At 75.3% G+C, this 16,484-nt stretch carries 19 protein-coding genes; 10 read left to right on the forward strand and 9 right to left on the reverse strand.

The window, feature by feature from the left end:
• The first annotated feature begins 99 nt into the window (after window positions 1-99).
• The 7 genes from G9H72_RS10540 to corA all read left to right on the forward strand — a co-directional run bounded on the left by G9H72_RS10540 (window position 100) and on the right by corA (window position 6,740).
• Complete coding sequence (locus G9H72_RS10540; protein WP_166170729.1) at window positions 100-846, forward strand: hypothetical protein; 747 nt, start codon at window positions 100-102, stop codon at window positions 844-846.
• Between the two features lie 73 nt (window positions 847-919).
• Window positions 920-2,167 (forward strand): amidohydrolase, encoded by a 1,248-nt coding sequence (locus tag G9H72_RS10545; RefSeq protein WP_166170731.1) that lies wholly within the window; start codon window positions 920-922, stop codon window positions 2,165-2,167.
• Window positions 2,168-2,231: 64 nt separating this feature from the next.
• Window positions 2,232-2,621, forward strand: coding sequence for a hypothetical protein (locus tag G9H72_RS10550; protein WP_166170736.1), 390 nt, complete (start codon window positions 2,232-2,234; stop codon window positions 2,619-2,621).
• Between the two features lie 95 nt (window positions 2,622-2,716).
• Window positions 2,717-4,183: an FAD-binding oxidoreductase gene (locus G9H72_RS10555; protein WP_166170739.1), complete on the forward strand. Its 1,467-nt coding sequence runs from the start codon at window positions 2,717-2,719 to the stop codon at window positions 4,181-4,183.
• Between the two features lie 8 nt (window positions 4,184-4,191).
• Window positions 4,192-4,743 (forward strand): SigE family RNA polymerase sigma factor, encoded by a 552-nt coding sequence (locus G9H72_RS10560; RefSeq protein ID WP_331272176.1) that lies wholly within the window; start codon window positions 4,192-4,194, stop codon window positions 4,741-4,743.
• A complete protein-coding gene (locus G9H72_RS10565) occupies window positions 4,743-5,510 on the forward strand; it encodes a hypothetical protein (protein ID WP_166170741.1) in 768 nt (255 codons plus the stop codon). Before G9H72_RS10560 ends, G9H72_RS10565 begins: the two co-directional genes overlap by 1 nt.
• Window positions 5,511-5,654: 144 nt before the next feature.
• Window positions 5,655-6,740 carry a magnesium/cobalt transporter CorA gene (corA, locus tag G9H72_RS10570; protein WP_166170743.1) on the forward strand — a complete coding sequence of 362 codons (1,086 nt, stop codon included), beginning with the start codon at window positions 5,655-5,657 and terminating at the stop codon, window positions 6,738-6,740.
• Here the strand turns inward: corA and G9H72_RS10575 are convergent.
• Entirely contained in the window at window positions 6,718-7,551 is an 834-nt protein-coding gene (locus G9H72_RS10575) for an MBL fold metallo-hydrolase (protein ID WP_166170745.1), read from the reverse strand. The two genes, corA and G9H72_RS10575, sit on opposite strands and share 23 nt — an antisense overlap.
• 8 nt (window positions 7,552-7,559) lie before the next feature.
• A complete protein-coding gene (locus G9H72_RS10580; RefSeq protein ID WP_166170747.1) occupies window positions 7,560-8,036 on the reverse strand; it encodes a general stress protein in 477 nt (158 codons plus the stop codon).
• A gap of 112 nt (window positions 8,037-8,148) precedes the next feature.
• Between G9H72_RS10580 and G9H72_RS10585 the strand changes: the two genes are divergently transcribed.
• Window positions 8,149-8,340 carry a hypothetical protein gene (locus G9H72_RS10585; RefSeq protein WP_166170749.1) on the forward strand — a complete coding sequence of 64 codons (192 nt, stop codon included), beginning with the start codon at window positions 8,149-8,151 and terminating at the stop codon, window positions 8,338-8,340.
• Between the two features lie 49 nt (window positions 8,341-8,389).
• On the opposite strand, the gene G9H72_RS10590 is transcribed toward G9H72_RS10585, so the two are convergent.
• On the reverse strand, window positions 8,390-9,349 hold the full coding sequence (locus tag G9H72_RS10590) for an SDR family NAD(P)-dependent oxidoreductase (RefSeq protein WP_166170751.1): 960 nt from the start codon (window positions 9,347-9,349) through the stop codon (window positions 8,390-8,392).
• A 123-nt stretch (window positions 9,350-9,472) separates the two neighbouring features.
• Here G9H72_RS10590 and G9H72_RS10595 point away from each other — a divergent pair, with 123 nt between their 5' ends.
• A complete protein-coding gene (locus G9H72_RS10595; RefSeq protein ID WP_166170753.1) occupies window positions 9,473-10,045 on the forward strand; it encodes a TetR/AcrR family transcriptional regulator in 573 nt (190 codons plus the stop codon).
• A 6-nt stretch (window positions 10,046-10,051) separates the two neighbouring features.
• Here G9H72_RS10595 and G9H72_RS22395 read toward each other — a convergent pair whose 3' ends face one another.
• Window positions 10,052-11,089 carry an LLM class flavin-dependent oxidoreductase gene (locus G9H72_RS22395; protein WP_166170755.1) on the reverse strand — a complete coding sequence of 346 codons (1,038 nt, stop codon included), beginning with the start codon at window positions 11,087-11,089 and terminating at the stop codon, window positions 10,052-10,054.
• Window positions 11,090-11,237: 148 nt separating this feature from the next.
• Window positions 11,238-11,618 (reverse strand): VOC family protein, encoded by a 381-nt coding sequence (locus G9H72_RS10605; protein ID WP_166170757.1) that lies wholly within the window; start codon window positions 11,616-11,618, stop codon window positions 11,238-11,240.
• A gap of 204 nt (window positions 11,619-11,822) precedes the next feature.
• Between G9H72_RS10605 and G9H72_RS10610 the strand changes: the two genes are divergently transcribed.
• Window positions 11,823-12,407, forward strand: coding sequence for a hypothetical protein (locus tag G9H72_RS10610; protein ID WP_166170760.1), 585 nt, complete (start codon window positions 11,823-11,825; stop codon window positions 12,405-12,407).
• On the opposite strand, the gene G9H72_RS10615 is transcribed toward G9H72_RS10610, so the two are convergent.
• The 4 genes from G9H72_RS10615 to G9H72_RS10630 are packed head-to-tail and all read right to left on the reverse strand — an operon-like array spanning window position 12,369 to window position 16,384.
• Complete coding sequence (locus G9H72_RS10615) at window positions 12,369-13,337, reverse strand: HpcH/HpaI aldolase/citrate lyase family protein (RefSeq protein WP_166170762.1); 969 nt, start codon at window positions 13,335-13,337, stop codon at window positions 12,369-12,371. The genes G9H72_RS10610 and G9H72_RS10615 overlap by 39 nt on opposite strands.
• Before the next feature lie 13 nt (window positions 13,338-13,350).
• Window positions 13,351-14,538 (reverse strand): AI-2E family transporter, encoded by a 1,188-nt coding sequence (locus G9H72_RS10620; RefSeq protein WP_166170764.1) that lies wholly within the window; start codon window positions 14,536-14,538, stop codon window positions 13,351-13,353.
• A 45-nt stretch (window positions 14,539-14,583) separates the two neighbouring features.
• A complete protein-coding gene (locus G9H72_RS10625; protein WP_231126796.1) occupies window positions 14,584-15,504 on the reverse strand; it encodes a DMT family transporter in 921 nt (306 codons plus the stop codon).
• Window positions 15,494-16,384 (reverse strand): PhzF family phenazine biosynthesis protein, encoded by an 891-nt coding sequence (locus tag G9H72_RS10630; protein WP_166171188.1) that lies wholly within the window; start codon window positions 16,382-16,384, stop codon window positions 15,494-15,496. The genes G9H72_RS10625 and G9H72_RS10630 overlap by 11 nt, the downstream gene beginning before the upstream one ends.
• Between the last annotated feature and the right edge of the window lie 100 nt (window positions 16,385-16,484).

Genomic DNA, 16,484 nt, shown 5'->3' on the forward strand with positions numbered 1-16,484 from the left:
CACGGGAACGCCCGACAGGGTGCCGGCGCGCTGAGAGCTTCCCAGCCGCCCGCCGACCCTTCCCCCGCGACCTGCCAGCGGGCCGGTACCGTCCGCCGCATGGAAGGGCGAGCAGCGACCCGTCCCGGGCGCCGGCTCGCCCTCACGGCGTGCGCGATCGTGACTGCCGCCCTGACGAGCTGCACGTCCACCGCCGACCGCACCGCCGACGTGACGGCCGCCCTGATCACTCCCGAGGGCCTGCTCCTGCACTACACCGGCGGCAGCTGCGACGGGGCGGTGTCGACGCAGGCCGGCGAGGGCCGCGTCGTCACCGTCCGCGTCGTCGCGGAGCAGACCGGCCGGGACTGCGACGACGTCGGGCTGTTCAGGACGGTCGCCGTGCCCCTCGACCAGCCGCTCGGCGACCGGGGCGTGCGCGACGAGAAGGACGGCCACCGGCTGTGCGTCTACCGCGGGGAGCGGCAGCTGCAGCCCGGCCGGCTTCCCGCCGGGTACGCCCTGGCCCGCGAGGCTCCGGTCTGCGACGGCGCGACGGCACTGGGGCTGTCGCGGACCTGGGCGACGGCCGGCCCTTGCCCGAGCAGCCTCACCGTGACCCAGGCGGCAGGGCAGGCCCTTCCGAGCTTCCGGCGCTCCGCCTGGGCGCCGGCCGGTCGGCTGGAGGTCGCCGGCGAGCCCGTACGCGTCTGGCGAACGTGGAGCGGCGGGCAGGAGTCCGTGGCCTTCGAGCGGGTGCTCGCGGGCCGGCCGGTGGTCGTGACCGTGTCGTCCGCCACCGGGTGCGCCCAGGGGCGGCTGCCGGAACGGGCGTTCCTCGAGCGGCTCGTGGGCGGGCTCGCCTGAGCCGCTCCGTCGGGGCCAGGCGGTTGCGGCCGGTACGACGTGCAACCGCCCGCTGTACGGGTACCACGCCGCCATGCCGCTTCCCCAGCGCTCCTTCGACTCCGCTCCCGTCGTCGCCGTGACCGGCGGTCACGTGGTGCCCATCAGCGCGCCGCCGATCGAGGATGGCACCGTCCTGATCCGGGACGGGGTGATCGAGCAGGTGGGGCGGGACGTGCCGATCCCCCCGGAGGCCCGGGTCGTCGACGCGTCGGGCAAGTGGGTCCTGCCGGGGCTCGTCGACGCGCACACCCACATCGGGATCCACGAGGAGGGCTCCTCCCCCGAGGGCGACGACACCAACGAGACGTCCGCCCCCACCGTCGGGGGCATCCGCGCCATGGACGCGGTGGACTGCGACGACGTCGGCTTCCGCGACGCGCTCTCGGCGGGCATTACGACGGTGAGCGTCAAGCCGGGCAGCGGCACCCCGATCGGCGGGCTCAGCGTCGCCATGAAGACATGGGGCGGGCGGTTCCTCGACGAGCAGGTGATCCGCGCGGAGGCGAGCGTGAAGTCCGCCTTCGGCGAGAACCCCAAGCTCTACTTCGCCTCGGCCCACCAGCTGCCGATGACCCGCATGGGCGTCGCGGGCGTGATCCGGCAGCGGCTCGAGGACGCGAAGGCGTACGCCGCCCAGCGCGAGCAGGCGGAGAAGGACGGCGCTCCCTTCACCAAGGACCTCGAGCTGGACGCGCTGTGCCGGCTGCTCGACGGCGACCTCGTGTGGGACGTCCACCTGCACCGGCACGACGACATCGCCACCGCCGTGCGCATCGCCGAGGAGTTCGGCCTCCGCCTGGTGGTGCATCACGGGACCGAGTCGCACAAGCTCGCCGACATGCTCGCCGAGCGGGACATCCCCGTGGCCGTCGGCCCGATCATCACCTCGCGGGCCAAGCCCGAGCTGAGCGGCCACACGGTCAAGACCGCGGCGATCCTGGCCGAGGCCGGGGTCCGGGTCGCGATCGTCACCGACCACCCCGAGTGCCCGGTCAACTTCCTCGTGCTCCAGGCCCTGCTGGCGGTGCGCGAGGGGCTCGACCCCGAGACCGCGCTGCAGGCCCTCACGGTCAACCCGGCCCGCATGATGCAGCTTGAGGACCGGGTCGGTGCTCTCGCCCCCGGGCTGGACGGCGACGTCGTCGTGTGGTCCGGCGACCCGTTGGGAGGGGACACCCGCGTGGAGCAGGTGCTCATCGGCGGCGGGACGGTGTACCGCTGGGATGCCGAGCGCGGGGAGGGCGAGGTCGCGCCCCGCTTCTCCCCGCCCCACCGCTGACCGATTGCCGTGATCGGTCGACCCCGTCCGGAATGACCCGATGCTCGCCGGGAAGCAGGGGGCCATGACGAACTCCGTACCCGCCCACGACGAGCTACCGCTCCCCGACTACGACCACCTGCCCGCGGGCGCCCTGGAGCACCGGATCCGCACCCTCGACCTGGCCGCACTCGAGCAGCTCATCGCCTACGAGGAGGCGCACGCCGCCCGGCTTCCCGTCCTCAACGGCATGCGCCACCGGCTCGAGCAGCTGCAGGCCGGGGCCGAGCCGTCGGGCGGGGACCCGCTGGCTACCGCCGCCGAGGCGCCCCCCGCGGCGGCCGGCGGCTCTCCCGTCTCTGGCGCGACGACCGGACCGGTCGTCAACCCGCCCACCGGCGGCGACCCGACCAACCCCACCCAGCCGCGGGGGTCCGGCGCCGGGTCCACGCAGAGCCGGCCGTACGGCACCTGACCCACCGCCCGGCCGCGAGGCACAAGCAGGCCGCAAGGCCGGCTCAAGGCGAGCGACGCACGGTGGTCTCCTCGTCCCCGGCCGAGGAGACCACCGTGACGCTCGACCCGACCGCCGCCCCACCGGACGCGGGGCCGGCGCGCCTCGTCCGCCCGCGGCAGCCACGCGGCCGCGACGCGCTGCGCCGGCTCTGCGGCGGGGCGGTGCACCTGCCGGGCGACCCCGGGTACGACGGCGCCCGCCGTCCCTGGAACCTCGCCGTCGACCAGCGGCCGGCCGCCGTCGCGTACCCCGCGGACGCGGGCGAGGCCGCGGAGGTGCTCCGCGTCGCCGGCCGGCACGGGCTGCGCGTGGCCGTCCAGCGCACCGGACACGGAGCGGCCGCGCTCCCTCCGCTCGACGACGTGGTGGTGCTGCGCACCGCCGCCATGACGGCCGTGCGGGTGGACCCGGGCCGGCGGCTCGCCCGGGTCGGCGCCGGGGTGCTGTGGGAGGACGTCGTCGCCGCCGCCGCGCCGCACGGCCTGGTCGGCCTGCACGGGTCGTCCCCGGATGTGGGGGTCGTCGGCTACACCCTGCTCGGCGGCCTCGGCTGGCTGGCGCGCTCGCACGGCCTGGCCTGCGGCAGCGTGACCGGCGCGGAGCTCGTCACCGGCGACGGCACGTCGCTCTGGGCGGACGCGGAGACCGAGCCCGAGCTGTTGTGGGCGCTGCGCGGTGGCGGGGGCGGCTTCGGGGTCGTGACCGCTCTGGAGTTCAGTCTCCACGAGCTCGCCACCGCGTACGCCGGATGGCTGGCCTGGGACCTGCGTGAGGCCGCACGGGTCGTCCCCGCCTGGGCCGAGTGGGCGCAGGCCGCCCCGGACGAGGTCACGACCGCGCTGCGGCTGCTGCGCCTGCCGGCGTCGCCGGAGGTGCCCGGGCCGCTGCGCGGGCGCAGCCTGGTCGTGGTCGACGGAGCTGTCACGGGGCCGCCCGAGCGCGCGGGCCGGTCGATCGCGCCGCTACGCGCGCTCGCCCCCGAGACCGACACGTTCGCCTCCCTGCCCGCCGCCGCCCTGTCCCGGCTGCATGGCGACCCCGGCTGCCCGACCGCCGGCCTGGCCGAGCACCGGCTGCTGACATCCCTGCCGCCGGCCGCGGTCGAGGCGGTGCTCGCAGTCGCGGGCGCCGGGGCCGGCACGTCCGTCGTCTCCGTCGAGCTGCGCCAGCTCGGCGGCGCGCTCGACCGGGCCGGGGCCGGCGGTGGCGCCCTGACCGGGCTGCCGGGCGCGTACGCCCTCGTCGCCGTCGCGGCCCCCGGCGACGACCCCGCGGGCGCGCGCGCCGCGCTGACCGCCCTGGCAGCGGCCCTCCGCCCGTGGTCGGCGCCCCGGCGCTACGCCGGCTTCGCCGACGCCTCGACCCCCGCCGCCGCCTGCTGGGACGGGCCGACGCTGAGCCGGCTGCGCGCGGTCCGGGCCGCGACGGACCCGGCGGGGCAGGTCGTCGCCGCACCGGACCTCGATGGGGCCGGGGACGAGCCGGAGCACGCGGCAACCTCCGGTGCCGCTGTCCCGTAGTAGGAGGTGTGCACCTGCGAGACCGCGCCCGCGAGGACGCCGACTTCTCCGATTTCGTCCGCTCGGCGTCCCCCGGGCTGCTGCAGGCGGCCTGGCTGCTCACCGGCGAGCGCGAGGCCGCGCGCGACCTCGTCCAGACGGCGTTCCTGAAGACGTACGCCGCGTGGCGCCGGGTCCGCACGGACGACGCGTTCGCCTACACCCGTCGGGTGATGGTCAACGCCCATGTGGACCGGTGGCGGCGCAAGCCGTGGCGGGAGGCACCCAGCCCCGAGCTGCCGGACGCCCCGGCTGCCCGTGACGCCACGGAGGCCGTCGACAGCCGACTCGCGCTGGCCCAGGCGCTCGGGGCCCTCACCCGGCGCGAGCGTGCCGTCGTGGTGCTGCGCTACTACGCCGACCTCAGCGAGGCCCAGGTCGCCGACGACCTCGGCATCACCCGCGGAACCGTGAAGAGCACGTCCTACAAGGCGTTGGCGAAGCTGCGCGTCTCCCCCGCTCTGCGGGTCGACGAGCGCGGCCCCGCGCCTCTCGTGACCGAGCCCAGCAGGAGGACCTGATGCGTACCGAGGACGACTTGCGGATGGAGCTGTCATCCCTGCCCCCCGCCTTCGACCTGGGGACATCGGCGGACGAGCTGCTCGCGCGCGGCCGCCGTCGCCGCCGGGCGGGCCGCACGGCTCTGACGGCGGGAGCCGTCGCCCTTGCCGCGGTCGCCGGGCTGGGCGTCGTGCGCGCCGGCTCGCTCGGCACCACTGAGCAGGAGCCCATGCCGGGCGCCGGCGGGCCCGCCGCTCCCGGCCTCGCCGCCACCGCGGCGCCGGACGTCACTGCGGACGGCACTGCGGACGTCCGGGGGCGCCAGGCGATCGGCGCCGTCGTCCGCACCGGTGAGCCGCTGCTGACCGGGGAACGCGTCCTGTGGGTCGCCCCGGTCGACGAGCCGGCCCTGCCCGACGTCGAGTTCGGCGTCGTCGAGGGCGTGCTGGACACGGCCACCGGCAGGATCAGCCAGGCGACCCTGGCCAACGAGGTGCAGGGCAGCTCCGACAGCCCCGGCTTCCACGCCACCCAGCTGGTCCAGGACGGCACCGCTGCGTGGCGGCTGTTCGGCTACTTCGTCGGGGACGCCGCCCGGGTCTCGGTCGTGGTCGACGGCAGGCGTGTGGAGGCCGGCACCTCGCGCTGGAGCGAGGACTCCGGAGTCGTGCTCTGGTGGGCCTCCGGCGCCTCCACGAGCGATCGGCCGGTCATCGCCGGGCCCACGGCCTACTCCGCGGACGGGAAGGAGCTGCCCGCCGGGCGCAAGGGCGTGAGCGTCGGCTGAACGAGGCCGGCCTGGTCGCCGGCCCCACGGCCGGGTGCCGCGTCGCCGACTGTTCACCCTGGCGAGGGCGGCGACGCGGGAGCCGCGTCGAGCGGCGGGGCATAGGGTTGACGGTCGGCCCGCACTGCAGGAGGGACTCCGCCGATGCCCTTGCTCCCCGGCCCGCCGCGGATCGTCCGCTCGCACTGGCGCGACCGCGTCGGCTCCGGCGACAGCGCGAGCGGGCAGCCCGTGGAGCGCGACGCCGTCGTCGACTGCGGTGTCTACGTCGACGGGGAGCGCGAGGGCGGCACCGAGAGCTACCGCGGCGCCCTGGCTCACGCCCGCGAGCGGGGCGGGTTCGTCTGGATCGGCCTGCACGAGCCGACGGAGGCCCAGCTGGCCGACATCGCCGAGGAGTTCGGGCTCCACCCGCTGGCGGTGGAGGACGCCGTCGTGGCGCACCAGCGGCCCAAGCTCGAGCGGTACGAGGGCATGCTCTTCGCGGTCTTCAAGACCGTCCGTTACGTCCCGCACGAGGCGGTGACGGAGACGAGCCAGATCGTCGAGAGCGGCGAGGTGATGACCTTCATCGGCGACAGCTTCGTCGTCACCGTGCGGCACGGCGAGCACGGCGAGCTCGGGGAGATCCGGCGACGGCTGGAGAACGACGAGGAGCTGGTACGCCTGGGCCCGATGGCGGTCCTCTACGCCGTGGCGGACCGCATCGTCGACGACTACGTGACGGTGACCGAGGCCCTGCAGGACGACGTCGACGAGATCGAGCAGTCGGTGCTGTCGCCGGCGCGCACCCGGGAGATCGAGCGGATCTACCAGCTCAAGCGCGAGGTCCTCGAGCTCAAGCACGCCGTCGCCCCGCTGGAGCTGCCGCTGCGCATCCTGGTCTCGCAGTTCCCCAAGGGCAAGGGCAGCCTGAAGGCCTACTTCCGCGACGTGGAGGACCACCTGACCCGCGTCCGCGAGCAGGTGACCGGCTACGACGAGCTGCTGACGTCGATCCTCCAGGTGGCCTTCGCCCAGGTCCAGATCAACGAGAACGAGGACATGCGCAAGATCTCGGCCTGGGTCGCCATCGCGGCGGTGCCCACGATGGTCGCAGGGATCTACGGCATGAACTTCGACCACATGCCCGAGCTGCGGTGGAAGTACGGCTACCCCATGGTGCTGTTCGGCATGGCCTTCGTGTGCGGGATGCTCTACCGCGGGTTCAAGCGGAACCGCTGGCTCTGAGCTGGGCGTAGCCATCGCGCACGGCCGGGCCGACGGCCTCGTCGGGAAACGGCCACCGGCCCGACCCGGCGGCCAGCGCGTCCTGCTCCGCCACCCCGGCGGCGTGCAGCTCGCGGATCAGCGCCGCCGCTTCCGCCAGCTGCTCGCGCTGGGCCCGGGCGTACGCCGCGTCCACGACCGCTCCGTGCCCGGGGACGATCACCGCGCCGTCGCCGAGCAACTCGCCCAGCCGGTCCAGGGTGCCCGGCCAGTCGAGCGGGAAGCTGCCCGAGCCGTACATCGGCGGGCCGGACTCCTCGACGAGGTCGCCGACCAGCCAGGCACCGGCGTCGGGCAGGTGCACCACGAGGTCGTTGTCGGTGTGGCCGCGGCCGAGGTGGAGCAGCTGCACCTCCCGCCCGCCGACCTCCAGCACCCGTCGCTCCCCCACCAGCTCCGTCGGCGGGGTGATCACGACCTCCGCCCACTCCTCACGCGGCTGCCTGGCGCCCGCCGTCCACGCGGCGAGCATCGGCACCTCGTACGCCGCGAGGTGCGCAGGGACGCGCTCGTGGCCGAGGACCGTGGCGGGCGGGGAGAAGCGGGCGTTGCCGAACGTGTGGTCGTAGTGGGCGTGCGTGTTGACGACCCAGCGCACCGGGGCGTCGCTCAGCTGCCGCAGGTCCCGCAGGAGCTCGTCGGCCTCCCGGTGGGACGCACGGGTGTCGACGACCAGCAGTCCCTCCGGGGCGCGCACGACGCACACGCTGACGTCGAGCGGGTCGTAGCGACGCCGGAAGAGCTCTTCAGCGATCTGCTCCCACCCGGGCACGCCCGCCCTCAGCCGCGCAACGAGAGCCTGGCGAGGAGCTCGCGAGCCTGCTCTGCAGTTCGCGAATCGCAGAGCACGTCATAGCGGCGGGCGACGATCTGGCTGAGCGAGGTGAAGTCGCGGCGGCCGCCGGTCGCGGCGTAGCCGACGAGGCCGAACACCGCTCCGAACAGGGCGCCCCAGACCGCCCCCAGCAGGATGACGGCGAAGCCGTTGGTGTCGGCGTCGGCGAAGAGCGTGAGCAGCAGGCCGACCAGGAAGCCGAACCAGATGCCACTGGCGGCGCCCGCAGCCGCCGCCCGGCCGTACGTCAGCCGCCCGGTCACGCGCTCCACCATCTGCAGGTCGCTGCCGACGATGGTGACCCCTTCGACGGGAAACTTCTCGTCGGAGAGGAAGTCGACGGCGCGCTGGGCCTCGGCATAGGTCCCGTAGCTGCCGACGGGCAGCCCGGTCGGCGGAAGGGGAAGGGTCGGCTGGCTCATCGGGCCTCCTGGCTCGTGGGTCTTCCTCCCTCTTTCCCCGTGCGGCCGCGCTACCCCTGTGACGCCCGTCGCCGCTCCGCGTCCCTGCGCCCGGAGTGGGTAGTGACCGGCCATGACGACGACACCGTTCGAGCCCATGGGCAACCGTGACCAGGAGATCGCCGCAGCTGACGCCGGTGTGGGGGCGCCGGACGTCGCCCCCGGCTTCGGGATCGGCAACGAGGAGCCGGACAAGGAGTCGGGTCAGGTGCCCGACGAGGACGTGCTGCCGGAGGGCGGGGCGGGGTCCGAGCCGACGGACTGACGCCGGACGAGCGTCGGGGAGGCCGGCTCTCACGGCCTCCCCGTCGTCGTCAGCCCAGCTTCTGCAGGGAGAGTGCCCACAGCCGGCCGGCCGCCTCGGGGTCCAGGGCGTACGCGGCCACGCCGGCCCGGCTGCCCGGGACGTTCGGCGGCGCCTCGTTGCAGTCCTCGAAGTAGCGGCCCGTCGCTCCGGACACGAGCGGTGAGGCGGCCAGCAGCACGGAGGTCGCCGCCCCCTGCTCGACCGTCTTCCAGCTCGGCGCCGCCTGGGCACTGTCGCCCATCGCGGCGCGGATGCGCGCCAGCTCCTCGTCGCTGACGTAGCGCTGCAGGTTGGTGCGGATGCCACCCGGGTGCAGGGCGTTGACGGTGATCCCGTCGTCCGCCCAGCGCTGCGCGGCCTCGACCGCGAAGAGGATGTTGGCCGTCTTCGACTGCCCGTAGGCCAGCCACGGGTCGTACGCCCGGGCGCGGAAGTCGATGTCCTCGAACACCACCGGCGAGCGCAGGTGGGCGCTCGAGCTCACCGCCACGACGCGGGCGCCGCCCGCCACGGCCAGGGCCCGGTGCAGCCCGGTGGCCAGCGCGACGTGGCCCAGGTGGTTGGTCGCGAACTGCAGCTCCCAGCCCTCGGGCGAGCGCAGCTCCGGCGACTCCATCATCCCGGCGTTGTTGACGAGGACGTGCAGCGGCCCGTCCCAGGACGCGACGAAGGACGCGACGGACGCCCGGTCGGCCAGGTCCAGGTGGGCGGCCTGCACGTCGGCGTTGCCCGTGGCAGCGGCGATCCCGGCGGCCGTGCGCGCGCCGGCGTCGACGTCGCGGACCGCGAGCGTGACGGCCGCGCCCGCGCCGGCCAGCGCGCGGGCGGTCTCGACGCCGATGCCCGACGCGCCTCCCGTGACGACGGCGCGCCGGCCGGACAGGTCGACCCCCGCGAGCACGTCCGCGGCGGTGCTGGTGGCGTCGTAGGGGGTCGTGACCCGCCGTGCGGTGGCAGAGGTGTTCATGGGGACTCCCCGGTGCTGGGCAGTCGCCGGCGTTGCGACGGCTACGATCGATACGGAGGAACCTCCGCTAGCACCCCCGATAAACGGAGGAACCTCCGGTTGTCCGAGGGAGGACCAGGAGCGATGCCCGAGAACGCACGGCGACCGCTGCGGGCCGACGCGCAGCGCAACCGCGACAAGCTGCTGACGGCCGCGCTCTCGGCGTTCGCCGGCCCGGCGGGCGCCGACGCGTCGCTCGAGTCCGTGGCCAAGCAGGCCGGGGTCGGGATCGGCACCCTCTACCGCCACTTCCCGACCCGGGAGGCCCTGGTCGAGGCGGTCTACCGCACCGAGGTGGAACGGCTGTGCGACGCGGCGCCCGAGCTGCTCGCGGCGCACGCGCCCGACGCGGCGCTGCGCCGATGGATGGACGGCTTCGTCGACTACATGACGACCAAGCGCGGCATGGCGGAGGCGCTGCGGGCGGTCATCGCCTCGGGCGGGGACCCCTTCGCCGAGACGCGCGGCCGGCTGCTCGACGCGCTGCGCTCGCTGCTCGACGCCGCGGCCGGCGTGCAGGCGATCCGCGACGACGTCGACGTGCAGGACGTGCTGCGCGGGCTGAGCGGGGTCTCCCTCGCCGCGCCGGACGACCGTGAGCAGGCCGGGCGGCTGCTCGACCTGCTCATGGACGGGCTCCGCTACCGCCGCGCCTGACGGTGCTCAGACCGCGCGGCGGTACGCCGGCGACCAGCCGAGCGCCGGGGCGATCTCCCGGGCGACCGTGTCGAGCAGCCGGGCGTTGTAGTCGACGCCGAGCATGTTCGGCACCGTGAGGATCAGCGTGTCCGCCTCCCGGACCGCCATGTCCTTGGCGAGCTCCTCGGCCAGCCGGTCCGGCTCCCCCACGTAGTTCTTGCCGAAGCGCGAGCGCGCGCCCTCGAGGTAGCCGACCTGGTCCTCCCCCGGGTCCCCGGCGAAGTAGTGCCGGTCCTCGTCGGTGGTGATGGGGAGCACGCTGCGGCTGACCGACACCCGGGGCGTACGTCCCCAGCCGGCCTCCGCCCAGGCCCGCCGGAACAGCGCGATCTGCTCGGCCTGCAGCTCGTCGAACGGCACCCCGGTGTCCTCGCTGAGCAGGGTGGAGCTCATGAGGTTCATGCCCCGCTGCGCCGTCCACACGGCGGTCGCACGGGTGCCTGAGCCCCACCAGATGCGGTCGCGCAGCCCGTCCGACTGCGGCTGCAGCGGCAGCCGTCCCGTCACGCCGCGCGTCATCCGGGGGTCGGCCTCGACGAGGGCAGCGCCCTCGACGGCCCGCAGGAAGGCGGTGACCTTCTCCCGCGCCAGGTCGCCGTCGCTCATGCCCTCGGGCGGGACGTACCCGAACGCCTCCGACCCGCGCAGCGCGGTCTCGGGCGACCCACGGCTCACGCCCAACTGCAGCCGGCCGTCGCTGAGCAGGTCGGTCGCCGCGGCCTCCTCGGCCATGTAGAGCGGGTTCTCGTAGCGCATGTCGACCACGCCGGTGCCCAGCTCGATGCGGTCGGTGCGGGCCGCGATGGCCGACAGCAGCGGGAACGGCGAGGCCAGCTGCCGGGCGAAGTGGTGCACCCGGACGTACGCCCCGTCCAGGCCGATCTGCTCGGCCGCCACGGCCAGCTCGACGGTCTGCACCAATGCGTCGCGCGCGGTGCGCACCTTCGACCCCGGGATCGCCTGCCAGTGGCCGAAGGTCAGGAACCCGATCCGCTTGTCCACGTCACTGCCCTCTCGTCGCTCGAGCCGGTCAGCGCGTCCGGCCGCCCGGGGATTCCCCGGGCCACCCGGACGGAGTCGGCGACCGACAGCGCCACCTTCGCGCAGCGCAGGCCGCGGCCCGACGCCGGCGGCGTCCGGCCGGGAGGCGTCAGAGCGGAGCGAGCCGCGCCTTGAGCAGGCAGAACTCGTTGCCCTCGGGGTCGGCGAGGACGTGCCACTGCTCCTCGCCGGTCTGGCCGATGTCGGCCCGGCGCGCCCCGAGCGCCAGCAGGCGCTCGAGCTCGGCGTCCTGGTCGCGGTCGGTCGCGTTGACGTCGATGTGGAGCCGCGACTTGCCCGGCTCCGGCTCCTCGCGGCGGCTCAGGATGATGGTCGGCCGCGGGCCGCCGAACCCCTCGCGCGGGCCGATCTCGAGGGTGCCGTCGTCCTCGCGGTCGAGCACGACGAAGCCCAGGGCCTCGCACCAGAACCGGGAGAGCGCCTCCGGGTCCCGGCAGCCGAGCACGAGCTCACTGATGCGACACGCCATCGCCGACACCTGCTTCCGGTGAGGACTGGGAACACCCCGGCCGCCGAGGGGCGGTGGCGGGACGGGGCGCGACCGTACCGGACATGACGGGCACCGCGACACCGACTTCCCTGTGTCGTGCGGGCGACAGACGCGTATCAGCAGGGCGGCCCATCGCTCTGTCGAGAGCCCTCGCAGGAAGCGGACCCCCCGGAAGGACCTCCCATGCGCGCCCTCGACCCCGCCGGACAGGCCTGGACGGTGCGCGTCGTCTGGCGCCCGCGCTGGGCCGCGCTGTCCACGCGGCTCGGCGGCTGGCGCCGGCGCAAGCGCCGGGTCCGGCTCGACCACGCGGCCGACGGGTGGGACCTGGTCGAGGCCGGCGGCGGCGCTCGCGGGCTCCTGCCCGCCGGGCGCGGCGGGCACGGCGGGAGCGGTGGCGGGAGCCGGGGCGGCAACGGCGAGGGCGGCTGGTGGGGCGGGCTCGACGAGGGGGCCGCCGTCGTCGCCGTGATCGGCCTGCTGCTGATCGGGCTCGTCGCGAGCGCGGCGCTCTTCTGGTGGCTGCTGCTGCCGTTGGTGCTGCTGCTCGTGGACGCGGTGGTCGTGCTCGTCCTGCTGGTCGGGAGCGTCGCCGCCCGCGTGTTCCTGCGCCGGCCGTGGACCGTCGAGGCGGTCAACCGCACCGGGCGCTACCGCCGGCAGGTCGTCGGGCTGCGGGCGGCACGCCGCGCCCGGCGGACGCTCGCCGGGCAGCTGCGGTCCGGGGCCCTACGGCCGCCCGTCCCCGCCCCCGGCCCCGGGCGCTGACGCCAGCCGGGCCGCCCTCCCCTTCGACACCACCGCCAGGGCGACCTGGCGCGACGCCTCGTCGATCATCTGCCCGTCGACCAGGACCGCCCCACGCCCGCCGCCGGGCTCCGAGGCCGCCGCCGCGTACGCCGCCAGGACCGCCTCCGCCCGGGCGTACTCCTCCGGCGAGGGCGTGAAGGCCTCGTTGGCCGCCCGGACCTGGGCCGGGTGCAGCACCCAGGCTCCGTCGTAGCCGAGGGCGGCCGTCCTCGCCTTGTCCCGGCGGAAGCCGTCGACGTCGGCGATGCGCACGTACGGCCCGTCGACCGCCTGCACGCCGGCGGCGCGGGCGGCGACGAGGATCCGCATGAGGACGTAGTGGTAGGCGTCGGCGCCGGGGTAGCCCACCGGCTGGGCGCCGATCTCGACCGTCCGCATGCCGAGGCTCGCGGCCATGTCGCCGGGGCCGTAGACGAGGGCCTCGACCCGCGGGCCGGCCGCGATCGCGTCGGCGGCGGCGAGCCCGGCCGCCGACTCGATCTGCGCCTCGATCCCGATCCTGCCGACCGGGAGGCCCGCGCCGCGCTCGAGCTGGGTGAGCAGCAGGTCGAGCGCGGCGACGTGGTCCCGCGAGTCGCACTTGGGCAGCACGACGCAGTCGAGCGCGGCCCCGGCCCCTTCGACGGCCGCGACGACGTCGCGGTGGGTGTGCGGCGTCTGCCAGCCGTTGACCCGCACGGCACGGGTACGCCCGCCCCACCCGTCGCCGAGCAGCGCGGCGACCGCGGCCTCCCGGGCCGCGGCCTTGGCCCCTTCGGCCACCGAGTCCTCGAGGTCGAGCATGACCTCGTCGACCGGCAGCGACGGGGCCTTGGCCACGGCGCGGGCGTTGGACGCGGGAACCGAGAGACAGGAACGGCGAGAGCGGAATTCGCGCACGGCCGCCATCCTGGCCGAGCGGTCAGCGCGCGGGGACCGCGGGATGCGGCGGGATCGGGGTCTCCTCCTCGCCGGTCGTCGGCACGGCCTTCAGCTTGCCGCGGCGGGTGTCGTAGACGTCGCGGACGATGACCTGCAGGACGCCCGCGACCGGGATCGCCAGCAGGGCGCCGAGGATGCCGGCCAGCTCCACGCCGAGCAGCACGCTGACGAGGACCGTCAGCGGGTTCAGCTTCACGGTGCGCGACTGCACGATCGGCTGGAAGAGGTGGTTCTCCAGCTGCTGGTAGATGACGAACCACACGGCCACGACGATCGCCGCGGGCACGGACTCGACGAGCGAGATCAACGTCGCGACGACCGCGCCCAGGGTGGCGCCGATGAGCGGGATCAGGTCGCAGACCGCGACGAACAGCGCGATGACCCCGGCGTACGGCACGTCCATGATCGTCAGCACGAGCCAGGTGAGCAGCCCGCAGATGGTCGCGATCAGCAGGGCGCCCGTGATGTAGCCGGTGACCGCGCGGGCGCAGTCGTGGGCGACGCGGCGCACGTGCGACTCGCGCCGCGGCGTCAGCTGGGCCATCGCGCTGTCCATCAGCTTCGGGCCCTCGAGCACCATGAGGAACGACAGCACGAAGATCGTCAGCAGCGCGACGACGACCTCTCCCGCGGTCATCAGCGCGTGCGCCGCCGGGGTGCCGAGGCCCGTGAGCGTCTCGCGGATGCGGTCCTCGTTCTCCCGGACGTACTGGTCGACGTTGAACCGCTCGATGAGGTCGCCGATGGGGCCGCGGCCGTTGCGGGCGTCCTCGACGTACTGCGGGAAGCCCTCGCGGAACTCGTCGCTCTGCCGGACGAGCGGCGTGACGAGGACCGCGACGAGCCCACCGAGGACGACGAGCCCGCCGAACCACACGATGCTGGTGGCCACCGAGCGCTTCATGTGCCCACGGCGCTGGATGAGGCCGACGAGCGGGGCGAGCGCGACGGCGAAGAAGGCGGCGATCGCGATCCACACGAGGATCCGGGCGACCCGCTCGACGAGGAGAAGGGCGAGGGCGGTCACGAGGATCGCGCCGATCGTGGCCCAGATGGTGCGCCACGGGATCCGCTCCCGCGGGGCGACGAGTGGGCTTCCGGTCGCTGTGAGCGCCTGCGGTGCAGGCGCTGCCGGCACGGCCGGCCTGTCCTGCTGCTTTGTGGCCATGAGGGCGGCGATGCCCGATTGCGGGGCGCCCGAACCGCGGAGCTGTCAGTCCGCCAGCGCCGGAGGGCCCGGCCGGGCGACGACGACGAGCGCCGTGCCGGCCAGGACGAGGGCGAGCGCGGGCAGCGCCGCGGCCGGCGGGGTCTGGCCGAGCCACACCGCGGCGAGCAGGGCCGCGCCGGGGACCTCGAGCAGGATCGCGACCGAGAGGACCGTCGGCGGCACCGAGCGGAGCACCACGTTGAAGGCCGTGTGCCCGAGCAGCTGGGCCGCGACGGTCACGGCCAGGATCCCGAGCCAGGCGTCCGACGGGTATCCGGTGAGCGCCACGCCCCCTGCCAGGCAGCCGGCGAGCAGGGCGAGCGCGCAGACGCCGTAGCAGACCGCCGTGTAGGACGCGGCCGGCAGCTCGCGCCGGACCCGGGCGCCGACGACCACGTAGAACGCCGCGAACAGGCCCCCGCCCAGGGCCATCGCGTCACCCGCGAGCGCTCGGGTCGACAGCGAGAGGTCGACCCCCGTCATGGCGAGCACCCCGACGATCGCCAGCGCGATGCCCGCCCAGGCCCGCCCGCCGAGCCGCTCGCCCGCCAGCCGGCCCAGCATCGCGGTCCACACCGCCTGCAGGCTCACGATCGCCGTCGAGGACGCGACCGAGGTGTAGCGCAGCGAGGGGATCCACAGCGCGAAGTGCGCGGCCAGCAGCAGCCCGGAGACCGCCGACAGCGCGAGGACGCGGTGGGAGGCCGCGCGCAGGCGCGACCACTGCGTGCCGACCGAGACCGCGCCGACGACGAGCGTCCCGAGCGCGTTGCGCCAGAAGGCGATCGCCAGCGCCGGCGCCGCGGTGGCGGCGATCACCGGGCCCGAGGTGGCGACCCCGGCGATGCCGACGGCGAGCAGCGCCAGGTCGAGCCGGGCCGGGCCGGGGGTCAGCGCCGGGTCGTGGACGGGCTCACGGGACAAGGATCTCCCCGCGCGCGGTGGGGGCGGCGGTGCCGGCCACCGTCACCCGCGTCGCCACCCCGCCCTCGGCCGTCACCGTGCAGGCCAGTGTGGACGGGCGCCCCATGTCGACGCCCTGGCGCACGGTGTACGCGCTGGTGCCGTCGGCCGCGAGCAGGCCCTCGGCGACGAGGTACGCCCCCAGCCCGAGCGCGGCCGACCCCGTCGCCGGGTCCTCATGGATCCCGACCCCGCCGGCCCAGCCGCGGGCGTACGCGGTCGACGACCCCGCGTCCCAGCAGAAGGCGTACGCCTCCGGGTGCGGCAGCTGCAGCAGCGCGCCGTCGTCGCCGAGCGAGGCGGCGACGGCGGCCTCGTCGGCCAGCCGGACGTACACCCAGTCGATGCCCGCCCCCGCAGCGCGCACCGGCGAGACCGGGGCGTCGGCCGCGACCCCCACGGCGGCGGCGTAGGGCGCGGTCTCCAGCGGCGCGGACACGCGCGGCGTCCCGCCGGTGAGCGTGACCAGCCCCGGCCCGATGCCGTCGGCGGCGCCGGGCTCGATCTCGAGCGGCATGTCGCCGGCCAGGCAGCGCTGCACGACCCGCCCCGGCTCGACGCGCTGCAGCGCCGCCATCAGCCACGCGGTGCCCACCGACGGGTGGCCGGCGAACGGGAGCTCGACGGCCGGGCTGAAGATCCGGATGCGGTAGTCGGCGCCGGGTGCGTCGCCCGGCTGCAGGCGCAGCGGGAACGCCGTCTCGGACAGGTTGAACTCGCGCGCCAGCAGCTGCATCTGCTCGGTCGACAGGCCCTCGGCGTCGAGGACGACGGCCAGCGGGTTGCCGCCGAACGGCTCGTCGGTGAACACGTCGACAATCTCGTAGCGCAGCGTCGGCATCACGCCCCGACCGTAGCCGGTACGCCTGCGCCGCCCGGGCACCTGCCGCGCCACCGCCGCGACGTGCGCGACGCGGTGACGCCCGCCCTACGGCTAGCCT

The sequence above is a fragment of the Motilibacter aurantiacus genome (assembly GCF_011250645.1).
In the GTDB taxonomy this organism is placed as follows: Bacteria; Actinomycetota; Actinomycetes; order Motilibacterales; family Motilibacteraceae; genus Motilibacter_A; species Motilibacter_A aurantiacus.